The sequence below is a fragment of the Pseudomonas sp. KH_050 genome (genome assembly GCF_057838875.1).
Genome location: NZ_CM174478.1, coordinates 5,793,208 through 5,812,500, shown reverse-complemented (window position 1 = coordinate 5,812,500; position 19,293 = coordinate 5,793,208). Strand labels below are relative to the sequence as shown.

Below are 19,293 nucleotides of genomic sequence, written 5' to 3'. Positions count from 1 at the left end.
ATAGCTCACTAGTCGAGTCGGCCTGCGCGGAAGATGTAACGGGGCTCAAACCATACACCGAAGCTACGGGTATCACTTAGGTGATGCGGTAGAGGAGCGTTCTGTAAGCCTGTGAAGGTGAGTTGAGAAGCTTGCTGGAGGTATCAGAAGTGCGAATGCTGACATGAGTAACGATAATGGGTGTGAAAAACACCCACGCCGAAAGACCAAGGTTTCCTGCGCAACGTTAATCGACGCAGGGTTAGTCGGTCCCTAAGGCGAGGCTGAAAAGCGTAGTCGATGGAAAACAGGTTAATATTCCTGTACTTCTGGTTATTGCGATGGAGGGACGGAGAAGGCTAGGCCAGCTTGGCGTTGGTTGTCCAAGTTTAAGGTGGTAGGCTGAGATCTTAGGTAAATCCGGGATCTTAAGGCCGAGAGCTGATGACGAGCTAACTTTTAGTTAGCGAAGTGGTTGATGCCATGCTTCCAAGAAAAGCTTCTAAGCTTCAGGTAACCAGGAACCGTACCCCAAACCGACACAGGTGGTTGGGTAGAGAATACCAAGGCGCTTGAGAGAACTCGGGTGAAGGAACTAGGCAAAATGGCACCGTAACTTCGGGAGAAGGTGCGCCGGTGAGGGTGAAGGACTTGCTCCGTAAGCTCATGCCGGTCGAAGATACCAGGCCGCTGCGACTGTTTATTAAAAACACAGCACTCTGCAAACACGAAAGTGGACGTATAGGGTGTGACGCCTGCCCGGTGCCGGAAGGTTAATTGATGGGGTTAGCTAACGCGAAGCTCTTGATCGAAGCCCCGGTAAACGGCGGCCGTAACTATAACGGTCCTAAGGTAGCGAAATTCCTTGTCGGGTAAGTTCCGACCTGCACGAATGGCGTAACGATGGCGGCGCTGTCTCCACCCGAGACTCAGTGAAATTGAAATCGCTGTGAAGATGCAGTGTATCCGCGGCTAGACGGAAAGACCCCGTGAACCTTTACTATAGCTTTGCACTGGACTTTGAATTTGCTTGTGTAGGATAGGTGGGAGGCTTTGAAGCGTGGACGCCAGTCTGCGTGGAGCCAACCTTGAAATACCACCCTGGCAACTTTGAGGTTCTAACTCAGGTCCGTTATCCGGATCGAGGACAGTGTATGGTGGGTAGTTTGACTGGGGCGGTCTCCTCCTAAAGAGTAACGGAGGAGTACGAAGGTGCGCTCAGACCGGTCGGAAATCGGTCGTAGAGTATAAAGGCAAAAGCGCGCTTGACTGCGAGACAGACACGTCGAGCAGGTACGAAAGTAGGTCTTAGTGATCCGGTGGTTCTGTATGGAAGGGCCATCGCTCAACGGATAAAAGGTACTCCGGGGATAACAGGCTGATACCGCCCAAGAGTTCATATCGACGGCGGTGTTTGGCACCTCGATGTCGGCTCATCACATCCTGGGGCTGAAGCCGGTCCCAAGGGTATGGCTGTTCGCCATTTAAAGTGGTACGCGAGCTGGGTTTAGAACGTCGTGAGACAGTTCGGTCCCTATCTGCCGTGGACGTTTGAGATTTGAGAGGGGCTGCTCCTAGTACGAGAGGACCGGAGTGGACGAACCTCTGGTGTTCCGGTTGTCACGCCAGTGGCATTGCCGGGTAGCTATGTTCGGAATAGATAACCGCTGAAAGCATCTAAGCGGGAAACTAGCCTCAAGATGAGATCTCACTGGGACCTTGAGTCCCCTGAAGGGCCGTCGAAGACTACGACGTTGATAGGTTGGGTGTGTAAGCGCTGTGAGGCGTTGAGCTAACCAATACTAATTGCCCGTGAGGCTTGACCATATAACACCCAAGCAATTTGCTGACTCGAAAGGGCGCCAGATTGCGGTGTGTGAAGACGCAACAGTCGAAAGTTTGCAGCACTCACAAAAGCAGCACAAATCTATTACATACCCATTCGCTGGAGCGTGATCTCGCAAGAGAAGACGACCCGGCTACCGAATTTCTTGACGACCATAGAGCATTGGAACCACCTGATCCCATCCCGAACTCAGCAGTGAAACGATGCATCGCCGATGGTAGTGTGGGGTTTCCCCATGTGAGAGTAGGTCATCGTCAAGATTAAATTCCAAAACCCCTATCTGCGTATGCAGGTAGGGGTTTTGTTTTTGTGCGCGATTTACCGGTGTCAAGCGACAAGAGTGTTGCAAAACAATTTTGCACAGTTATTTTCGAGCCAGAACACTAGAATAGCCCCAACATTTTCCGAGCCAGAGCCTTTTATGCCAGATCCGGTTGATACCCTGGAGGTGTCAGATTTACCGCTGGACGACTTGGTGGCGTGCCATGAGTGTGATTTGCTGATGCGCAAGCCAGACCTCGCTCACGGTGAGAAAGCCCAATGTCCGCGCTGTGGTTATGAGTTGTACGCTCATCGGCACAACGTCGTGGATCGCAGCCTGGCTTTGGTCATCGCCGCCTTGCTGTTGTATGTCCCCGCGAACTTTTTACCCATCATGCAGCTCAATCTACTCGGACAGTCGTCGCAAGATACGGTCTGGAGCGGCGTGATCGCTTTATTCAATACCGGTATGCAAGGCGTGGCGGTCGTGGTGTTTCTTTGCAGCATGGGGATTCCGCTGCTCAAACTGATCTGCCAGTTGGTCGTGTTGCTGAGTATTCGCTGGAACCGGGGTCGCAGCTACGGCTTGCTGCTCTATCGCATTTATCACCATTTACGTGATTGGGGGATGCTCGAGGTCTATTTGATGGGGGTCCTGGTTTCCATCGTCAAATTGGCGGACATGGCCGCAGTCACAGTCGGTCTCGGCCTGGTGTGCTTTGTCGGTTTGCTATTGGTTCAGGTCTGTCTGGAGGTGGTGATGTCGCCCCATCAAATCTGGCAAGCGTTGTCAGGAGAGGATGTCCATGCGGGCGATTGATGCGGGCATTCTGATTTGTATGGAATGCCATGAGCTGAACAGGCAGGAACCGGACAGCGATGAGCAGACCTGTACGCGCTGTGGCGCGCTGGTTCATGCGCGTCGCCCGAACAGCTTGATGCGCACCTGGGCGCTGCTGGTGACTGCCGCGATCCTCTATATTCCGGCGAACCTGTTGCCGATCATGACGGTCAGTTCTTTAGGTCAGGGCGCTCCCAGCACCATTATGTCGGGGGTGATCGAGCTGGTTCAGCACGGTATGTTTCCGATCGCCGCGGTGGTGTTTATCGCGAGCATCCTGGTCCCCACCTTCAAGTTGGTCGGTATCGCTTTGCTGTTGTTTTCGGTGCAACGCCATCAGCCGCTGTCGGCCCGCCAGCGCATCATGATGTATCGATTCATCGAATTCATTGGCCGTTGGTCAATGCTGGATATCTTCGTGATCGCCATTCTGGTGGCGTTGGTAAATTTTGGCCGGCTCGCCAGTATCGAGGCGAATCTCGGCGCGGTGGCTTTTTCCAGTGTGGTGATTTTGACAATGCTTGCTGCAGTAACTTTCGATCCCCGACTGATTTGGGATAACACGGAGTCGGACGACGACCATGACTGATTTGCCTAACGCTAAAACTCGACCGGCTTCCAACTGGTCGGCCATCTGGGTGCTGCCCCTGATCGCCCTGGTGATCGGCGGCTGGCTGGGCTGGCGTGCCTACAACGAGACCGGTATCAAAATCCAGGTTCGCTTTGAAAGTGGCGAAGGCATTCAGGTAAACAAGACCGAGGTGGTCTACAAAGGCATGCCGGTCGGCAAGGTCAAAGCCCTGGCCCTCGACGACGAGGGCAACAATAAGGGCGTGATCGCTACAGTCGAAATGAACAAGGATGTCGAACCTTACCTGAGGACCAGCACGCGTTTCTGGCTGGTCAAGCCGAGCGTGACCCTGGCCGGGATAACCGGGCTCGAAACGCTGGTGTCGGGTAATTACATCGCAGTCAGCCCGGGTGAGGGTGAATCGACCCGCAAGTTCAAGGCCCTGGCGCAAGAGCCGCCGTTATCGGACTCGTTGCCGGGCTTGCACCTGACCGTCAAGGCAGATCGCCTGGGTTCGCTGAATCGCGGCAGCCCGGTGTTCTACAAGCAGATCCAGGTAGGGCAGGTTAAAAGCTACCTGTTGTCCGAAGATCAGAACACTGTCGAAATCAAAGTCTATATCGAGCCGACCTACGCCAAGCTGGTGCGCAAACATACGCGTTTCTGGAATGCCAGCGGGATCAGCATCGATGCCAACCTGTCCGGTGTCAAAGTGCGCAGCGAGTCTCTGGCCAGCATCGTGGCCGGTGGCATTGCGTTCGCCACTCCAGAAAACCGCAAAGACAGTCCGCCTACTGATCCGAGCCTGCCGTTTCGCCTCTATGAAGACTTTGACGCAGCCCAGGCCGGTATCCGGATCAAGGTCAAACTCAGTGATTTCGAAGGCTTGCAGGCCGGTCGCACACCGGTGATGTACAAGGGGATTCAGGTCGGTAGCCTGAAAGCCATGAAAGTCGATCCCGATCTGTCCAGCGCCAGCGCCGAGTTGACGCTTGATCCACTGGCCGAGGATTACCTGGTAGAAGGCACCCAGTTCTGGGTGGTCAAGCCGTCCATTTCGTTGGCGGGTATCACCGGTCTGGAAGCCTTGGTCAAAGGTAACTACATAGCGATCCGGCCGGGTGACAAGGGCGGGGCACCGCAACGTGAGTTCGAGGCCCGCGCCAAGGCTCCGCCGCTGGACTTGCGCTCCCCTGGCTTGCACATGGTGCTGCTCACCGAGAACCTGGGTTCACTGGAGGTTGGCAGTCCGGTTCTCTATAAGCAGGTCAAAGTCGGTTCGGTGCAGAGTTATCAGTTCTCGCGCACCCGTAAGCAGTTGGTCATCGGTGTGCACATCGAGAAAGAATATGAAGGGCTGGTCAACGGCTCCTCGCGTTTCTGGAATGCAAGTGGTGTCACCTTGTCGGGTGGCTTGACTGGCGGTATTCAAGTCAAAAGTGAATCGCTGCAAAGCTTGATGGCTGGAGGCATTGCCTTCGAAACTCCGGAAACGAATGTACCCTTGAGCAAGCGTATTCCGCGCTTCCGTCTGTTCGCCAACCATGAAGAGGCGGCGCAGAAGGGGGCAGTGATTTCGATCAGGGTCGACCGCGCCGATGGTTTGCGCAGTGGCACGCCGATTCGCTACAAAGGGCTGGATGTCGGCAAGGTCGAGGACGTCGATCTCAGCGATGATTTGCAATCGGTATTGCTGACAGCGCGTATCACCGAGGTTCCTGAGCGCATAGCCCGTGCGGGTAGCCAGTTCTGGGTGGTCAAGCCGGAACTGGGCCTGATCAAGACCTCCAACCTTGAAACACTGGTCACCGGGCAATACCTGGAAGTTCAGCCAGCGACGAAAAACCTCGGTCCGCAAAAGAACTTTGTCGCACTGGCTCAGCCACCGGAATCGGCGGTTTCCGAGGCGGGCCTGAGCCTGGTGCTGAGCGCCGCTCGCCGGGGATCGCTGAAGGCCGGTGTGCCGGTAACCTACCGAGAAATCACGGTGGGTAAAGTCACCGCTTATGAGTTGGGTCAGACCGCGGATCGGGTGCTGATTCATATCCTGATCGAGCCGAAGTACGCGCCATTGGTCCGTAGCGGTAGCCGATTCTGGAACACCAGCGGTTTTGGCCTGGATATCGGCCTGTTCAAGGGCGCGACGGTGCGTACCGAATCCCTGGAGACCTTGATCCAGGGCGGCATCGCCTTTGCCACGCCGGACGGCGAACGCATGGGTAACCCGGTTCGAGCGGAGCACACTTTCCCGTTGTTCGACAAATTCGAGGAAGAGTGGCTGGGCTGGGCACCGAAGATCTCCATTGGTAAATAAAAAATGATAGGGGGCATTGCCCCAATGCGTAGGAGCTGCCGATGGCTCGGGCCGCGTTCGGACGATCTTTTGACACTCACATGAAAAAGGCCGCGATCCAATGGATCGCGGCCTTTTCGTTTCTGCGCCAGGCGATTAAGCCTCGTCCAGTTCCGGCTCGGTCGATTCCACCTTGATAGCAGCCTTCACCTCGTCATGCCGACGGATGTATTTCCAGTCCGCCTCATCGATGTAGATCCCGTTCGGCCCGCTGCCGCCTTCCAGGTCGATGGCGACATGGGCGCAGACCTGTGGCTTCACACTGGCCAGAATCGGCACGAAGCCCAGTTGCAGGCTGGTTTCCAGCAGCGCGGCCTGGTTCTTCTCGTCGATGTCTGCCGCCTCGTCGAGGTAATACGGCAGACGGACGCGCCCGGCCTGATCGCGATCCATCAAGTGCAGCAACAAATACATGTTGGTCAGCGCCTTGATAGTCATGGTCGTGCCGTTGGATGCGGCGCCATCGATGTCGGTGTGGATAACCGGCTGGCCGTTGACCTTGGTGATCTCGAACGCCAGTTCGAACAGGTCCTTGAGACCCAGCTGGTTATGGTTCGCCGCCACCAGGCGCGCCAGGTACTCCTTGGCTTCTTCGTTCTTGTTGTCCTGATCGGCGCTTTGGCTCAGGTCGAACACCGAGAGGGTTTCGCCTTCTTCATACTGGCCGGCGCTGTGGATGATCTGGTCGATATGCTTGAGGGCTTCCTTGTTCGGCGCCAGGACAATGCGAAAGCTCTGCAGGTTGGACACCTGGCGCTTGTTGATCTCGCGGTTGAACAGGGCCAACTGATGTTCAAGGCTGTCGTAGTCGCTACGAATGTTGCGCAGGGTCCGGGCGATATCGGTGACCGCCGCGCGGCGCGCCTTGCCCAGGGTCAGGGCTTCGTCGGTACGGTGCGCGTAGGCATTGATCAGCAGTTGCAGGCGACGCTCCATATCGTCTTCGCTGTCAAACTTGGCCACGCCCTTGAGGCGAACCTGAGCGTACAGCGCTTCAATTTGCCCATCGCTGCGCAGCAAACCTTGCCAGCTGTCCTGATAGTCATTGAGCAGCGGCAGCAGGTTGTCCATGGAATCGTCGACCGGGTCCATGAACGGCGTACCAAACGGCAGGTCGGCCGGTAACAGCTGACGGCGACGCAGGGCATCATCGAGCGTGCGTTGCTTGGCTTCCATGTCACCGAGCTGCCGACCGACCAGTTGCAACTTGGCCGACAGTTGCTGGACGCGTTCGGTGAAAGCGTCGCTGGAGCGCTTCAGTTCATCCTGAGCCCCTTCCATCTGAGCCAGTTGCTCAAGCTTGTCGTCTTCCTCGGCGCTCAGGGTTTGTGAGCGACGGAAGTCTTCCAGGGCTTTCTGCGCATCCAGCACTTGCTGATACAGCGCCTCGGTCTGGGTCTTGCTGGCCGCGCGGTCCGCCGCAACGGCTTGCTGTGTCTTAAGCTGCTTGAGTTCTTTTTCCAGGCGCTCCTTCTGATCCCGCAGCGCCGCGCGGTCGGCCAGGGCTTGCAGCGCCGGTGGCTCGATGTGCGACAGATCGATGGACAGGCCCGGTACTTCGAAACGCTCGCCCTTGAAGCCATCGAGAATCAGCTCCATGGATTTGACCCACTGGCCATTCTCGTCCAGCTCGATGCCGTGCTCGCCCAGCGGCAAGCTGAACAGCGCGCTGTTGAAAAGGCGCATCAGGCGTTCGACGTCCTGTTGTGAGAATTCTTCGCGCAGGCGGGCGTAACTGTTGTTGTCGGCATGATCGAGTTGCTGCTTGACCGACTTCAGGCGTTTTTCCAGATCCCGCAGACGCTCTTCAAGGTCTTCTGCGCTGAACTGCCGGGACTGTGCAAGAGCACCGGCCAGTTCATCGTGAGCGTCTTTGGCGGCCAGCAGCTGCTGTTCGAGGACTTTGACATCATCGACCAGGGCAAAGCGATGCTTGAGCACCGACAGTTCACCGAGCCAGCGCTGGATGCCGCTGATTTCCCGCTCCAGACGCATCAGTTCTTGAGTACTGCTGCGTTGGTCGTTTTGCAGGGCGTCCTGTTCGTTGCGGTAATGCTCGGATTGAATCAGCAGCTCTTCCTTGCGCGCACCGGCGTAGTCCGACCAGGTGCCGAGCAAGGAGTCGAGCAGCGGCGACAGACGATGCAACTTACCGCGCAGGAAATTGCGCTGGGTGACCCCGGCGGCCAAGGCTTCGACCAGGGGACCGGCGGTGACCAGCGAGTTGTAATCCTGCTCCATCCGCCGGACATCGCGGAAGGCTTCTTCGCAGGCAGCAATGTAGTCGACGCTGCCGGACCGCAGGCTGTGCTCGAAGGCATCAAGGAACAGCTGTTTGAGCTTGGCCGCGGTGATTTCGCGCATGTGCAGCAAGTTGATGAACAAGGCGCGGAAGGTCTTCAGGCTCTGTTCGCTGGTGGAGCGCAGCGGAATCAGGGTCAGGTCCAGCGGAATCGATGTGTGACCGCCGACCAGCAACCGACGCAGTTCTTCGGGCTTGAGCTCGTAGGCTTTCAGGCCCTGGCGCTCGAGATTGTTGAACAGTTCTTTCTGTCGCAGGCAGGTGTCGTCTTTCTGGTAATGCGCCAGGTCGAGTTTGCCGGCATAAGCAAAGAACTGGTGACCGAAGCCGCCTCCCGGGCCGCGACCGACCACGCCGATTACGTGGGTGCCGTGGGGCAGGCAGACTTCGACCAGGATGTAGCTGGTGTCCGAAGCAAAGTAGAAGCGCCGCGATTGTTCCAGGCTGTACTTGCCGAAACTCATGTCCGACATGCGCGCCAGGATCGGGAACTGCAAGGCATTGATCGAGGCGGATTTGCCGAGGTTGTTCGCGCCGTATACCGACAACGGGTGCTCCAGCGGAAACAACCCGAGGCTGTAACCGGCGGTGTTCAGCAGGGCGAAGCGGCGAATGCCGTAGCGTTCCTGGCTCATGCGTCGATCTCCTGTTCAGCGGCAATGGCGCGAGCCAGAGCTTCTTCTTCGCTTTCTTCAGCGCTCTGCACCTTGAATTCGGTCAGATCCAGCGGATCATCGGTTTCCAGCAGTTTTTCGTCGCTGTCGTCATCGATCAGCACCGGTGTCGGCAATGGCAGCACGCTGTGCAGGCTCGCAGCCAAATCCCGGTCTTGCTGGACTGACAGGCAAACATCGAGGAAGCGGTGCATCGGCGGCAGGAAACGGTAGATGCCGTTTTCCTCACTGGCGAATCCCAGCTGGGTCATGCGGCGCATGATCTTTTCTTCCAGCTCTTCCTGGGTCTGCACTTCGGCCTGAATGAACAGGTCGCGGTATTTTTCCAGCAATGATGGCAACTCATCGCGGCCAAGGCTGCCGCCGTCGAGCACGGCAACCGGGTCGCGACCCTGATCCGCCAGATGCTCGACGATAATGAAGGTGAACAGCGCCAGACGTTGCGCGGTCTTGTTCACCGCCGCGGCGGCCAGGTCCGGAACGAAGTAGTAGAAACCACGGGTATCGCAGACCAGCTCGAAGCCCAGCGCCTTGAACAGCGTGCGGTACTGGTCCTGGAAGTTCGATAGTTGCGCGTACAGCTCCGGGTCGCGGCGGCTGACGTGGTAACCCTTGAACAGCTCGCGAAAGATCGGCGCGAGCTGGGACAGTTCGGAAAGATCAAGATGCATGGGGAGTGCTCGCAGAATTCTCGGTCGCGTCATCGCGGGCGGAGAGCAGGGCGAAGGAGCGCAGGCTGACCTGGTGCTCGTGAGTGTGGTAATCGCGACGTTCGAGACGTTCGCGCTTGAAGCGTTTCTCCCGCGACAGGCGCGAGAACCAGTAGAGCAATTCGTCGGTGGCGCCGTCCGGTTCCTGTTCCAGCAGCCAGGTCATCAGATCCGGCATCGGCAGGGCGTCTTCGCAGCGTTCGAGCATTTCCCGAACGGTGCGCGGCGCGCGTGGGGCCTCACCATTTTGAGTCTTGTGGGCCTTGGGGAAGCGCGCCGGTTTCGGCTCGAAGCGCGCCAGGGCATACACGTAGGCCTCGACCTGGCTGGCACTGCCGAGGAAGGTACTTTGCGGCCGGGTGAACATCGGCATTGCCGCGTGCGGCACCGCATCGATGCCCTTGCGCCGGATGGCCGCCAGCGCCAGTGCGGCACCCCGGGTCACGGCGTTATGGCGGCGGGCTTCTTCGCGTAGTGGCAGCAGCAGTTCCCGGGCATGACGCAGGGTCAGCTGGGCGCTGGTCTGCATTTCGAGAATGCGTGCGTGAGTGCGCAACAGCATGTCATCGTCGACCAGGTGACCGAGGCGCTGCTGTTCGCTGAGCATGCGCAGCAGCACGTTCTCGACTTTACGCACGCCTTGCTCGAACGCTCCGTCAGCGTTGACCAGCTGGATCATGGGTTCGACGTATTCGTCCCAGGTCGCCAGCACCTCGGCGTAGCGCTGGCGCAGCGGGATCTGCCGGTCGCTGGTCTTGGCCCGCTCGGCGACCGCCACCAGGGCCTGCTCGTCGTTGGCGAGTTTTTTCAGGACATCCCTTACGCGCATATCCAGCAACCGCAGCTGGCGTGCCAGATCACTGCCGTCACGGATGTCGAAGGCATCCTGGATATAACCGGCCAGCCGCTCCAGATGGCGCAGATAGGCTTCGATTTCCAGGCACAGGCCCAGACGATGCTCGCGCCGCAAGTACGCGAGGAAGTCGTGGATCTGGGCATTCAACTCGAAACGGTTCGGGCTTTTGGCCACCGGAACCAGAATATCCAGGCGGATCCATACGTCCAGCAGGCTGGTGATGTCCTGTGGCGTGCTGTCCAATTGCTGGGCGCCCAGCTGTGAACGCAGTTCGTTGAGGCTCAAAGTGCCTTGGTCGAAGTGCTCGCACAGAGGCTCCAGGAGTGCCCAGTGTTCGGCGAGGGCGCGCAAGACACGCTTGGGTTCGATCATCGGAGAGGCCGGCTGGTTGACGATTAAAAGCCGCGATTGTACTGCATCGCAGGGCCTGCGATTCACCCCCGGTCTCTTGATGAGACGTACTGCCGATTTTCTATCGATCAACGGCGGGCGATCTTGGACGAAGGACGGTAGAATCCCCCTTCTTTAGTTATCCACAAGTGGCCGACCTTTGCTTATCGAGTCCCGTCGCCGCGCTTATTTGACCGCCATGCAGGTGGTCAACTGGCTGCCGCGCACCGAATTGCCGTTTGCCGCGCCGTCGCGCCCGGAGCTGCTGGTGATGCCTGAGCCGCCGGTCGAGGCGGTTGTGCCTGCTCCGATTGCGCCTGCTCCAAGTGGCAAAGTCACCGCCGAGCCTGTGGCCAGGCCTGTCGAGCGGGCGAAGATCGAAGTGCCAAGGCCGACCAGCGCGAGTAAACCCGCGGTCCAGGCCCAGGAAGCGCCTGCCCCGGTGGCCAGGGCGCCGCAAGTGCCGCCACCACGTTTCGCTTTGCAACTGCTGCGCGCGGGTGCTTGCCTGCTGCTGGTGGAGTTACCCACAGGCGAAGCCTTCCAGACCCGCGATCCGGCCTATTTGCTGCTCAAAGACATGCTGCGCGCCGCCGGTCTGCCGGACAACCCGCAAATCGTCGGCGAGCCGGTGCGTTGGCCGTTGCTGGTACGCGGCACGATGGATCAAGGTCCTGAAGCAGCTCGCGATTTTGTGCAAGGTTTTGTTTCGGCACGTCTGGAGGACGCACCCTGCATCTGTCTATGGCTGATCGGTCTGCCGGCGATCCGCTTTGCCGGTGAAGCGAACGCCGAATCCTACAACCGTGAACTGCAGGTCGAAGGTCTGGGCTCGGTCTGGGCGCTGCCGGGCCTGGAATTATTAATGGAAGAGCCACAGCGTAAGGCTGATATCTGGCAAGCCATGCGTCGGCTGATGGCGCGCTGGAAAAGCAACGATGAGTGATGCTGTAACTTTCCGTCCGATGACCGAGGCGGACCTGGATGTTGTACTGAAAATCGAATACGCGGCGTTCAGCCACCCCTGGACCCGTGGGATTTTTCTTGATGGCTTGGGCAAGTACCAGATCTGGTTGATGTTCGAAGGTGAGCAACAGGTGGGACACGGTGTCGTCCAGATCATCCTCGATGAAGCGCATTTGCTGAACATCACGGTCAAACCGGAAAACCAGGGTCGCGGTCTTGGCTTGCAGCTGCTGGAGCACTTGATGTCCCGCGCTTACGAAGCGAAGGCTCGGGAATGCTTCCTGGAACTTCGCGACAGCAATCGCGCGGCTTTCAAGCTCTACGAGCGCTACGGCTTCAACGAAATCGGTCGCCGGCGCGATTACTACCCGGCAGTGGGCGGGCGTGAAGATGCAGTAGTGATGGCTTGCACCCTGGTCGACTGAAGCTCGTAGGAGCTGCTGCAGGCTGCGATCTTTTGACGTTATGACGGTTGTCGCAAGTCTGCAGTACTGCACAGCCAGCTAAAGATCGCAGCCTGCGGCAGCGCCTACAGGTTGGGCGTGTTTCCAGTGATACCGGTGGGCTAGCGATTGCCATCCACGGGCTCACGCTCGGCCATTTCGGCTTCATCCAGGCCATTGCCACCGCCGATGTCATCTTCGTCGACGATGCTCAGGTCCCAGTCGGCCGGCTCGTCTTCGCCAGCTTCACCGGCATCACGCGCGCCGTCTTCGAGGATCATGGTTTCGGCGCTGAGGTCGTCATCGGTTGATTCATGATCTGGCGTCGAGGCACCGGTCATACCCGCCTCATGGCCGCGCTTGGGCGCAGGGGCCTGCTGGCGTTCGCTGTCAGGTGTCAGCTCGGCGATGCGGTCGCGAGATTCGTCTTCATCGAATTGCAGCTCCTGCATCGAACCCATACGATCTTCGGTGTCGTCGATCTCCTCCGGCTGTGGCGCGCCGTAGGGACGTCGTGATTCAGTCATGACAACTCCTCATAATGTAAGGCCTATAGGGTGGACAGGCATTACCCTTTAAGATTCCACTGTATTAACCATCGCTCGGCTATCTTCACCCTGAGCGTGACCCCGACCGGCGGTCGTCTGTCAAAGCAGCACATCATTCTTGAGGCTTCATAGCATGAACGAACTACAAGATCTGATTGATAACAACGAGCGCTGGGCCGACGCGATCAAGCAGGAAGATCCTGACTTTTTCGCCAAACTGGCTCGCCAGCAAACTCCCGAATACCTGTGGATCGGCTGTTCGGACGCTCGGGTGCCGGCCAACGAGATCGTTGGCATGCTACCTGGCGATCTGTTCGTCCACCGTAACGTCGCCAACGTGGTCCTGCACACCGACCTCAACTGCCTGTCGGTCATCCAGTACGCGGTGGATGTGCTCAAGGTCAAACATATCCTGGTCACCGGCCACTACGGCTGCGGTGGAGTGCGCGCCTCGATGCAGGATCGGCAGTTGGGCCTGATCGACGGCTGGCTACGCTCGATTCGTGACCTTTACTACGAACACCGTGAACCGCTGGCCCTGCTGGCCACGGAAGAAGAGCGAGTCGACCGTCTCTGCGAGCTGAACGTGATCCAGCAAGTCGCCAACGTCGGCCATACAAGCATAGTGCAAAACGCTTGGCATCGTGGGCAGGCCCTGTCGGTCCACGGCTGCATCTATGGCATCAAGGATGGTCGCTGGAAGAGCCTGAACGCGACCATCAGCGGCTTTGAGCAGCTGCCACCGCAGTATCGCTTGCGTCCGGTCGGAGCGATTTGAGCAACGCAGCTCAACAAAGGCTGTGTCGGCGCCAGTGCTGCATAAACAACAGTCCTTCGGCATTTGGCGGCTCGTTATAGCCGGTAATCCAGCCTCGGCACTCGGCTGAACCACAACGGCAGGCGAACTGATGGAACAGTTCGTCTTCGGTGCTGGCGTAGTCCATGCATAGCAGCGTGCCCTTGGTAATGTCCTTCAATGACCACAGCCACAACTCGCTCATGTCGAGAAAGACATTGGGATCGCAAGAGTGCGCCAGCAAACCACAGAAGTAGGGGTCGTAGACATGGATGCCGGGTATCAACTGGCGTGTGTGCGGGCCGCGAGCGGATAGCAATTGTCCGGACACCTTGCAGATCCGGCGTATGCGTTGCAGGTCCAGCAATGCAACGACTGCGCTATCCTGTCCGTTTTTGTTGTAGGTTGTCTTGAAGTTGCGCCTCGCGGGGTAGCCCTGCGAAATGGCTACCCTGTCGTAGGGGTAGAGGCAATCGGTGGCTGATTTACGGGGTTTTTCCATCGCCGGGCTTTTCATAACGGTCCTTGTCGGTTCGGTGCTGCGACCGCGGTGCACTGGCGTCCTGCCAACCCTGCAGCAAATGGGTCCACCTCAAGGGTCTCGCAAATAAACAAGAGAATCTACTGTCAGATTTGACAGTCGATATCGGCTCCAGCCTGCGTCAGCCAAGGCTGACACAGGCTGTGCGGTTGGTTTTACAATCGTGGTGCAGCGATCGAGGCTACCGGTGCGGGGGCCTTGAGCTGGCTCAGCTGAGACTTGATTGGCGTCGTCGAGCACTTGGCCTGAGCTTGCGCCACTGTCAGATTGCGGATTGAGGTGTAGAACAGCTCGCAGGTTTGCTCTTTCCGGGTTATTTGCCAGGTTTGCATACAGCTTTTCAACTGCACATTCGGATCGCTTCCAGGCTTGCTGCCCATCCCGGCTTGCCAGCAGGCGGCACTCAAGTCCTGGCCCATGACGATCAAACCGGCGGCATCGGCCTTGGCTTCATCGCCGTCATAACTCTCCGGGTCGGCGGCATACCAGATATAGCTGGGGTGATTGGAGCCCAGAACCGGCACCTTCACCCCTTCGGTCGGGCTGATCTGAGCCAAGCCCAGGACACTGACGGTTGCCCCATATTGCTGCTTGATCCAGTTACGCACCGGCGCACCGAAGGCAACCATTGGCAAGGCCACGCCGCTGGCATTCTGGCTGACTTCCTTGACCATCGTCGTCTGGTAATCTTTGAAGTAGTCGTAGACCCCCTCCAGATCCTTTCCCGCGCTGGACGGCGCGGCAATCGGTGCGATGTCGATGATGGTCTGATAGCCCGGTGTTTGCTCTGCCGGAATGCCATTGACGGTCAACAACGTGGCCCAACGGTCGGTAGTGGCGGACTCCAGATAGTCCTGAGCACGGGTCAGGGAGTAATCCGGCGGGAAGTGCAGCAACTCGACACTCTTGCGATTCTCCAGCGCCATCCCCAGCGGTAGAAACAGATACCAGCTATAGGCCCACTTGCCATCGGCATTCAGTTTGCTCGCGCCGTTGTAGGCCAGATCTCCGGCATCCAGTAGCGCTGCCAGTGGTTTTTCGTAATTGTCCGGCACACCACTGATCGTCGCGTACAGCTGATCATTATCGGCTTTGACGTCGACTTTCGCTGCGCTGTAGCCATCGCGCTGCACGCTTTGGTTCAAGTAGTGCTCAACCGTCTGCTCCAGCGTCCAGTCGCGCAAACAAATCACATTGCAGTTATTGGGATAGGCAAACAGCCGGGTGACCCGCTCGGTGCTCCCCAGCTTCAGTTCCACGTCGGCGTGGGCGGTTGCACTCAGGGTAAGGGCGGCGAGGGTTAAGGGCAGTCCAGTGAGTTTCAGCATACATGGCTCCTTGTCAGAGTCCCGGTTGTCCGGGATGAATGTCCGAGCAAGGAGAGTAGCGGGTGACGCAGAAGTGGGCGGGGAGATTCTTTTCAGGATCGACGCCTACTGGCATAGGGATTCTGGCCATGGCATTCATGCGGCCCATTGGGTTCACTACACAAAACTCGGCTGAAAACCTACCCACGGACCTGATCGGGTTGTTCCTCCGGGCATTTACGTAGACCATTGGCGCCGTGGTTTTGCCTATTCAGAGTTTGTTTATGACTGCCATTACTGATTTGCGACCGGCGCCATTCTCCCGGTCGGACTACAAGACGCTAGGCCTGGCGGCCTTGGGCGGTGCGCTGGAAATCTACGATTTCATCATTTTCGTGTTTTTCGCGCTGACCCTCAGCCAGCTGTTCTTCCCGCCGGAAATGCCCGAATGGCTGCGCCTGCTGCAAAGCTTCGGAATCTTTGTCACGGGTTACCTGGCGCGGCCGCTGGGTGGAATCCTGATGGCGCATTTTGCCGATCAGTTGGGGCGCAAGCAGGTCTTCAGCCTGAGTATCCTGATGATGGCGCTGCCGTGCCTGCTGATCGGGATCATGCCGACCTATGCCGAGATCGGCTATTTCGCGCCATTGCTGTTGCTGGTACTGCGGGTGCTGCAAGGCGCCGCAGTGGGCGGTGAAGTGCCGAGTGCCTGGGTGTTTGTCGCCGAGCATGCGCCGCGTGGCCATCGCGGTTATGCCTTGGGTTTTCTGCAGGCCGGGCTGACTTTCGGCTACCTGATCGGCGCATTGACCGCGACCTTGCTGGCGCAGGTCTACACCCCCACGGAAATCCTCGATCACGCCTGGCGTTATCCGTTTCTGCTGGGCGGCGCCTTTGGCGTGATAGGCGTCTGGCTGCGCCGTTGGCTGAGCGAGACTCCGGTGTTCATGGCCATGCAGGCGCGTCGTGAAGCCGACGTTGAACTGCCGCTGCGCACGGTGCTGCGTGACCATCGTCCGGCCATGTTGCCGGCCATGATCCTCACCTGCGTGTTGACCTCGGCGGTGGTAGTGTTTGTGGTGATCACCCCGACCATGATGCAAAAAACTTTCGGCATGAGTGCCAGCCATACCTTTGCCTTGAGCAGCCTGGGCATTGTGTTCCTGAACATCGGTTGCGTGCTCGCCGGGCTGATTGTCGACCGCATTGGTGCCTGGCGCACAGTCATGCTCTACAGCCTGCTGCTGCCGCTGGGCATTGCTGTGCTCTATGGTTGCCTGATCGCTGGCGGCAGCTGGATTGGCCTGGCCTATGCGATAGCCGGCCTGAGCTGTGGCGTGGTCGGCGCGGTGCCGTCGGTGATGGTCAGCCTGTTTCCGGCGCGAATCCGTGTCTCCGGGATCTCTTTTACCTACAACATCGCGTATGCAGTGTGGGCCAGCATCACCCCCTTGCTGCTGATCGGGTTGATGCCCTGGAGCCCGTGGATATGCGTGATTTACTGCGCAGTAATGGGTGCGGTCGGGGTAGCCAGCGCGGGGTATTTTGGCTCGCGTGTACCCCGGGTCGGTTGTGAAGCCGTGGCTTCAGGTGTGGTGAGCGGGCCTGCCCCAAACGTGTAGGAGCTGCCGCAGGCTGCGATCTTTTGGGGGCTCCAGTGCTTAACCGACTGGCATTGGGGCTTGCCCGCGAACACCTTAGAGGTCTATACCCAGGCTCCCTAGTCCTCGGCTTCTTCATGAGGCGCTTCAGCCGGCTCTAGCGCGACGATCATGTCGATTTCAACCGAGGCATTTTTCGGCAACTGATAAACACCCACTGAAGTGCGGGTGTGGACGCCTGCATCGGCAAAAATCGAATAGAGGACTTCGGACGCAGCGTCTGCTACTTCGCTTTGTTGAGTGAAGTCCGCAGCGCTCTGGACATAGACATTAATGCGCAAGACCTGCTTGATCCGCTCCAGGTCGCCAAGTAACTGCCCCAGGATGGCCAGCGCGCGCAGGGTGCAAATCTTTGCTCCGTGCCGGGCCCGCTCCAGAGAGACTTCCGCGCCCACCCGTCCCACCACTATCACAGTGTCGTCGATGCGCGGGATCTGGCCGCTGACGTACACCTCATCACCGTTTTGCAGCGCCGGCACATAGTTGCCACCGATGCGCATTTCGCCCTCGAAACTGTGGCCGAGAGTTTTGGCAACCCCGTCGAATAGTGCCTTGCGTGAACTGTCCATTGCGCAACTCCCTGGCAGCCGCTGAATATTGTTGCTCCCACTATAGCGCCTCGGATCACTGAGGGAATCCGGGTTTTTCAGCGCAGCAAGGCCCATGGCCACTATTTTCTGCGGGCGTGCACTTCAGAAAATTTTCCCGTGGCCGATGGGTAAAGCTAACGCAGCACTCATCCTTGGCCATCGGTGCACTCCATGTTCAACAACCGCTTGAAGCAGGAGCTGTCGGCTCTTCGCGAAGAACTCTCCAGCCTGGCGCAAGTTAAAGAAAGCCTGGAAAGCGAGATGCTCGCCATGACCCTCGACCCCGATGGGCGGATTCAGTCGGTGAATGAGAACTTCATCGATGAGATGTTCTACAAAAGCAATGAGCTGCTGGGGCGGCACATCGAAGACATCGTTCCGGCCCATGTGAAGGCGGATGATTTTCACCATCGCTTCAAAGCCGCGCTGACCCGTGGCGAGCATTTCGCCGGGGCGGTTCGCTTGCTCAGAGGCAATGGCCAGGAAGCCTGGTTGCGCTCGATCATGCAACCCATTCGCGGGGCGAATGGGCGGATCAAGCATTTTTCGATTTTCGCCAGCGACCTGACCCGCACCATTGAGACCTCCCGTGAGCACGAAAACATGATCGGCGCGCTGTTGCGTTCAGCCGCGGTGATCGAGTTCGATCTGAACGGTAACGTGCTGACCGCCAATGATCGCTTTCTCAACGGCATGGGTTACAGCCTGGCGCAGATCAAAGGTAAACATCACCGCACCTTCTGCGAGCCGGAGGAATACAACAGCGCAACCTATCAGGCGTTCTGGAAACGCTTGAACGCCGGCGAGTTTGTCGCTGACCGCTTCAAACGCATCGACAGCCATGGTCGCGAGGTCTGGCTGGAGGCGTCCTACAACCCGGTGACCGACGCCAATGACACGCTCTACAAAATCGTCAAATTCGCCACAGTGATTACTGACCAGGTGAATCAGGAAGCGGCCGTGGCCGAGGCGGCGAATATTGCCTATAGCACTTCATTACTGACCGACAGCAGCGCCCAGCGCGGGACCATGGTCGTCACTCAGGCGGTAAATGTGATGCGCGAACTGGCCAGGCATATGCAACAGGCCGGCGAAGGCATCGAGGCGCTGAACGAGCAATCGCTGGTGATTGGCACCATCGTCAAGACCATCAGCGGCATCGCCGAACAGACCAACCTGCTGGCGCTCAACGCCGCGATCGAGGCGGCCCGCGCCGGCGAGCAGGGGCGAGGGTTCGCGGTGGTCGCCGATGAGGTCCGGCAACTGGCTTCTCGCACCAGCAAAGCTACCGATGAAATCGTCGGGGTGGTGCGCCAGAACCAGGACATGGCCCGTGACGCAGTGACCTTGATGAGCGATGGCAAACTCCAGGCCGAACAAGGCCTGGCACTGGCCGCCGAAGCAGGCACGGTGATTGTCGAGATTCAGGACGGCGCGCAAAAAGTGGTCAGTGCGGTGGGGCAGTTTGCCAATCAGTTGTCGGTGTAAATGCGCCGTGCAAATAGAGAGTGCCGAGCGCAGACTTTGTGGCGAGGGGGCTTGCCCCGCTGGAGCTCGGCAACCCTATTCTGCCAGGCACACTGCATATACTGGGCTTACGACTGCTTCGGCGTAGGCGCTGGCGGAGCCTGCGATCTTTTCGGCGGGCGGCACTTACC

At 58.4% G+C, this 19,293-nt stretch carries 15 protein-coding genes, 2 rRNA genes and 1 pseudogene (1 of these 18 only partly in view); 11 read left to right on the top strand and 7 right to left on the bottom strand.

What is annotated here, in order from left to right; translation table 11 throughout:
* From AC3IUA_RS26750 to AC3IUA_RS26730, 5 genes are all read left to right on the top strand, one after another.
* Positions 1-1,806, top strand: a 23S ribosomal RNA gene (locus tag AC3IUA_RS26750); it begins 1,086 nt to the left of the window's first position.
* A gap of 163 nt (positions 1,807-1,969) precedes the next feature.
* Positions 1,970-2,085 (top strand): 5S ribosomal RNA (gene rrf / locus AC3IUA_RS26745).
* Between the two features lie 161 nt (positions 2,086-2,246).
* A complete protein-coding gene (locus AC3IUA_RS26740; protein ID WP_489357823.1) occupies positions 2,247-2,906 on the top strand; it encodes a paraquat-inducible protein A in 660 nt (219 codons plus the stop codon).
* Complete coding sequence (locus tag AC3IUA_RS26735) at positions 2,893-3,516, top strand: paraquat-inducible protein A (RefSeq protein ID WP_489357822.1); 624 nt, start codon at positions 2,893-2,895, stop codon at positions 3,514-3,516. The genes AC3IUA_RS26740 and AC3IUA_RS26735 overlap by 14 nt, the downstream gene beginning before the upstream one ends.
* Positions 3,509-5,812: a PqiB family protein gene (locus tag AC3IUA_RS26730; protein WP_489357821.1), complete on the top strand. Its 2,304-nt coding sequence runs from the start codon at positions 3,509-3,511 to the stop codon at positions 5,810-5,812. The genes AC3IUA_RS26735 and AC3IUA_RS26730 overlap by 8 nt, the downstream gene beginning before the upstream one ends.
* A 135-nt stretch (positions 5,813-5,947) precedes the next feature.
* On the opposite strand, the gene mksF is transcribed toward AC3IUA_RS26730, so the two are convergent.
* From mksF to mksB, 3 genes are read right to left on the bottom strand one after another with little or no spacing between them, the layout of a single operon-like run.
* Complete coding sequence (mksF, locus tag AC3IUA_RS26725) at positions 5,948-8,788, bottom strand: Mks condensin complex protein MksF (protein ID WP_489357820.1); 2,841 nt, start codon at positions 8,786-8,788, stop codon at positions 5,948-5,950.
* The gene (gene mksE / locus AC3IUA_RS26720; RefSeq protein WP_489357819.1) at positions 8,785-9,498 is read right to left on the bottom strand and encodes an Mks condensin complex protein MksE; all 714 of its coding nucleotides are present in this window, start codon (positions 9,496-9,498) and stop codon (positions 8,785-8,787) included. Before mksE ends, mksF begins: the two co-directional genes overlap by 4 nt.
* Entirely contained in the window at positions 9,488-10,765 is a 1,278-nt protein-coding gene (gene mksB, locus AC3IUA_RS26715; protein ID WP_489357818.1) for an Mks condensin complex protein MksB, read from the bottom strand. Before mksB ends, mksE begins: the two co-directional genes overlap by 11 nt.
* Before the next feature lie 178 nt (positions 10,766-10,943).
* Here mksB and AC3IUA_RS26710 point away from each other — a divergent pair, with 178 nt between their 5' ends.
* Positions 10,944-11,729 (top strand): energy transducer TonB, encoded by a 786-nt coding sequence (locus AC3IUA_RS26710; RefSeq protein WP_489357817.1) that lies wholly within the window; start codon positions 10,944-10,946, stop codon positions 11,727-11,729.
* On the top strand, positions 11,722-12,174 hold the full coding sequence (gene rimI / locus AC3IUA_RS26705) for a ribosomal protein S18-alanine N-acetyltransferase (RefSeq protein ID WP_150807591.1): 453 nt from the start codon (positions 11,722-11,724) through the stop codon (positions 12,172-12,174). Before AC3IUA_RS26710 ends, rimI begins: the two co-directional genes overlap by 8 nt.
* A 140-nt stretch (positions 12,175-12,314) precedes the next feature.
* Here the strand turns inward: rimI and AC3IUA_RS26700 are convergent, their stop codons facing one another.
* Complete coding sequence (locus AC3IUA_RS26700; protein ID WP_489357816.1) at positions 12,315-12,719, bottom strand: serine kinase/phosphatase; 405 nt, start codon at positions 12,717-12,719, stop codon at positions 12,315-12,317.
* A gap of 154 nt (positions 12,720-12,873) precedes the next feature.
* Between AC3IUA_RS26700 and can the strand changes: the two genes are divergently transcribed.
* The gene (gene can / locus AC3IUA_RS26695) at positions 12,874-13,518 is read left to right on the top strand and encodes a carbonate dehydratase (protein ID WP_489357815.1); all 645 of its coding nucleotides are present in this window, start codon (positions 12,874-12,876) and stop codon (positions 13,516-13,518) included.
* 10 nt (positions 13,519-13,528) lie between these two features.
* Here can and AC3IUA_RS26690 read toward each other — a convergent pair whose 3' ends face one another.
* Together AC3IUA_RS26690 and AC3IUA_RS26685 are read right to left on the bottom strand one after the other, a co-directional pair.
* The gene (locus AC3IUA_RS26690) at positions 13,529-14,053 is read right to left on the bottom strand and encodes a lysine methyltransferase (protein ID WP_489357814.1); all 525 of its coding nucleotides are present in this window, start codon (positions 14,051-14,053) and stop codon (positions 13,529-13,531) included.
* A gap of 179 nt (positions 14,054-14,232) precedes the next feature.
* Positions 14,233-15,405: a hypothetical protein gene (locus AC3IUA_RS26685; RefSeq protein WP_489357813.1), complete on the bottom strand. Its 1,173-nt coding sequence runs from the start codon at positions 15,403-15,405 to the stop codon at positions 14,233-14,235.
* A 263-nt stretch (positions 15,406-15,668) separates the two neighbouring features.
* Between AC3IUA_RS26685 and AC3IUA_RS26680 the strand changes: the two genes are divergently transcribed.
* Positions 15,669-17,006, top strand: a complete 1,338-nt coding sequence (locus AC3IUA_RS26680; protein ID WP_489357812.1) for an MFS transporter — start codon at positions 15,669-15,671, stop codon at positions 17,004-17,006.
* Positions 17,007-17,104: 98 nt separating this feature from the next.
* On the opposite strand, the gene AC3IUA_RS26675 is transcribed toward AC3IUA_RS26680, so the two are convergent.
* Positions 17,105-17,614 (bottom strand): RidA family protein, encoded by a 510-nt coding sequence (locus AC3IUA_RS26675; protein ID WP_489357811.1) that lies wholly within the window; start codon positions 17,612-17,614, stop codon positions 17,105-17,107.
* Between the two features lie 192 nt (positions 17,615-17,806).
* On the opposite strand from AC3IUA_RS26675, the pseudogene AC3IUA_RS26670 reads away from it, so the two are divergent.
* A pseudogene (locus tag AC3IUA_RS26670) lies at positions 17,807-18,583 on the top strand (PAS domain-containing protein); the annotation flags it as partial.
* Positions 18,584-18,664: 81 nt separating this feature from the next.
* Complete coding sequence (locus AC3IUA_RS26665) at positions 18,665-19,123, top strand: methyl-accepting chemotaxis protein (RefSeq protein WP_489362497.1); 459 nt, start codon at positions 18,665-18,667, stop codon at positions 19,121-19,123.
* Positions 19,124-19,293 lie beyond the last annotated feature (170 nt).

What these genes read in the sequence shown, in the direction of transcription:
- AC3IUA_RS26740 (WP_489357823.1), top strand. Translation starts at nt 2,247, where the DNA reads ATGCCAGATCCGGTTGATACCCTGGAGGTGTCAGATTTACCGCTGGAC.
- AC3IUA_RS26735 (WP_489357822.1), top strand. Translation starts at nt 2,893, where the DNA reads ATGCGGGCGATTGATGCGGGCATTCTGATTTGTATGGAATGCCATGAG.
- AC3IUA_RS26730 (WP_489357821.1), top strand. Translation starts at nt 3,509, where the DNA reads ATGACTGATTTGCCTAACGCTAAAACTCGACCGGCTTCCAACTGGTCG.
- mksF (WP_489357820.1), bottom strand. Translation starts at nt 8,788, where the DNA reads ATGAGCCAGGAACGCTACGGCATTCGCCGCTTCGCCCTGCTGAACACC.
- mksE (WP_489357819.1), bottom strand. Translation starts at nt 9,498, where the DNA reads ATGCATCTTGATCTTTCCGAACTGTCCCAGCTCGCGCCGATCTTTCGC.
- mksB (WP_489357818.1), bottom strand. Translation starts at nt 10,765, where the DNA reads ATGATCGAACCCAAGCGTGTCTTGCGCGCCCTCGCCGAACACTGGGCA.
- rimI (WP_150807591.1), top strand. Translation starts at nt 11,722, where the DNA reads ATGAGTGATGCTGTAACTTTCCGTCCGATGACCGAGGCGGACCTGGAT.
- AC3IUA_RS26700 (WP_489357816.1), bottom strand. Translation starts at nt 12,719, where the DNA reads ATGACTGAATCACGACGTCCCTACGGCGCGCCACAGCCGGAGGAGATC.
- can (WP_489357815.1), top strand. Translation starts at nt 12,874, where the DNA reads ATGAACGAACTACAAGATCTGATTGATAACAACGAGCGCTGGGCCGAC.
- AC3IUA_RS26690 (WP_489357814.1), bottom strand. Translation starts at nt 14,053, where the DNA reads ATGAAAAGCCCGGCGATGGAAAAACCCCGTAAATCAGCCACCGATTGC.
- AC3IUA_RS26685 (WP_489357813.1), bottom strand. Translation starts at nt 15,405, where the DNA reads ATGCTGAAACTCACTGGACTGCCCTTAACCCTCGCCGCCCTTACCCTG.
- AC3IUA_RS26680 (WP_489357812.1), top strand. Translation starts at nt 15,669, where the DNA reads ATGACTGCCATTACTGATTTGCGACCGGCGCCATTCTCCCGGTCGGAC.
- AC3IUA_RS26675 (WP_489357811.1), bottom strand. Translation starts at nt 17,614, where the DNA reads ATGGACAGTTCACGCAAGGCACTATTCGACGGGGTTGCCAAAACTCTC.
- AC3IUA_RS26665 (WP_489362497.1), top strand. Translation starts at nt 18,665, where the DNA reads ATGGTCGTCACTCAGGCGGTAAATGTGATGCGCGAACTGGCCAGGCAT.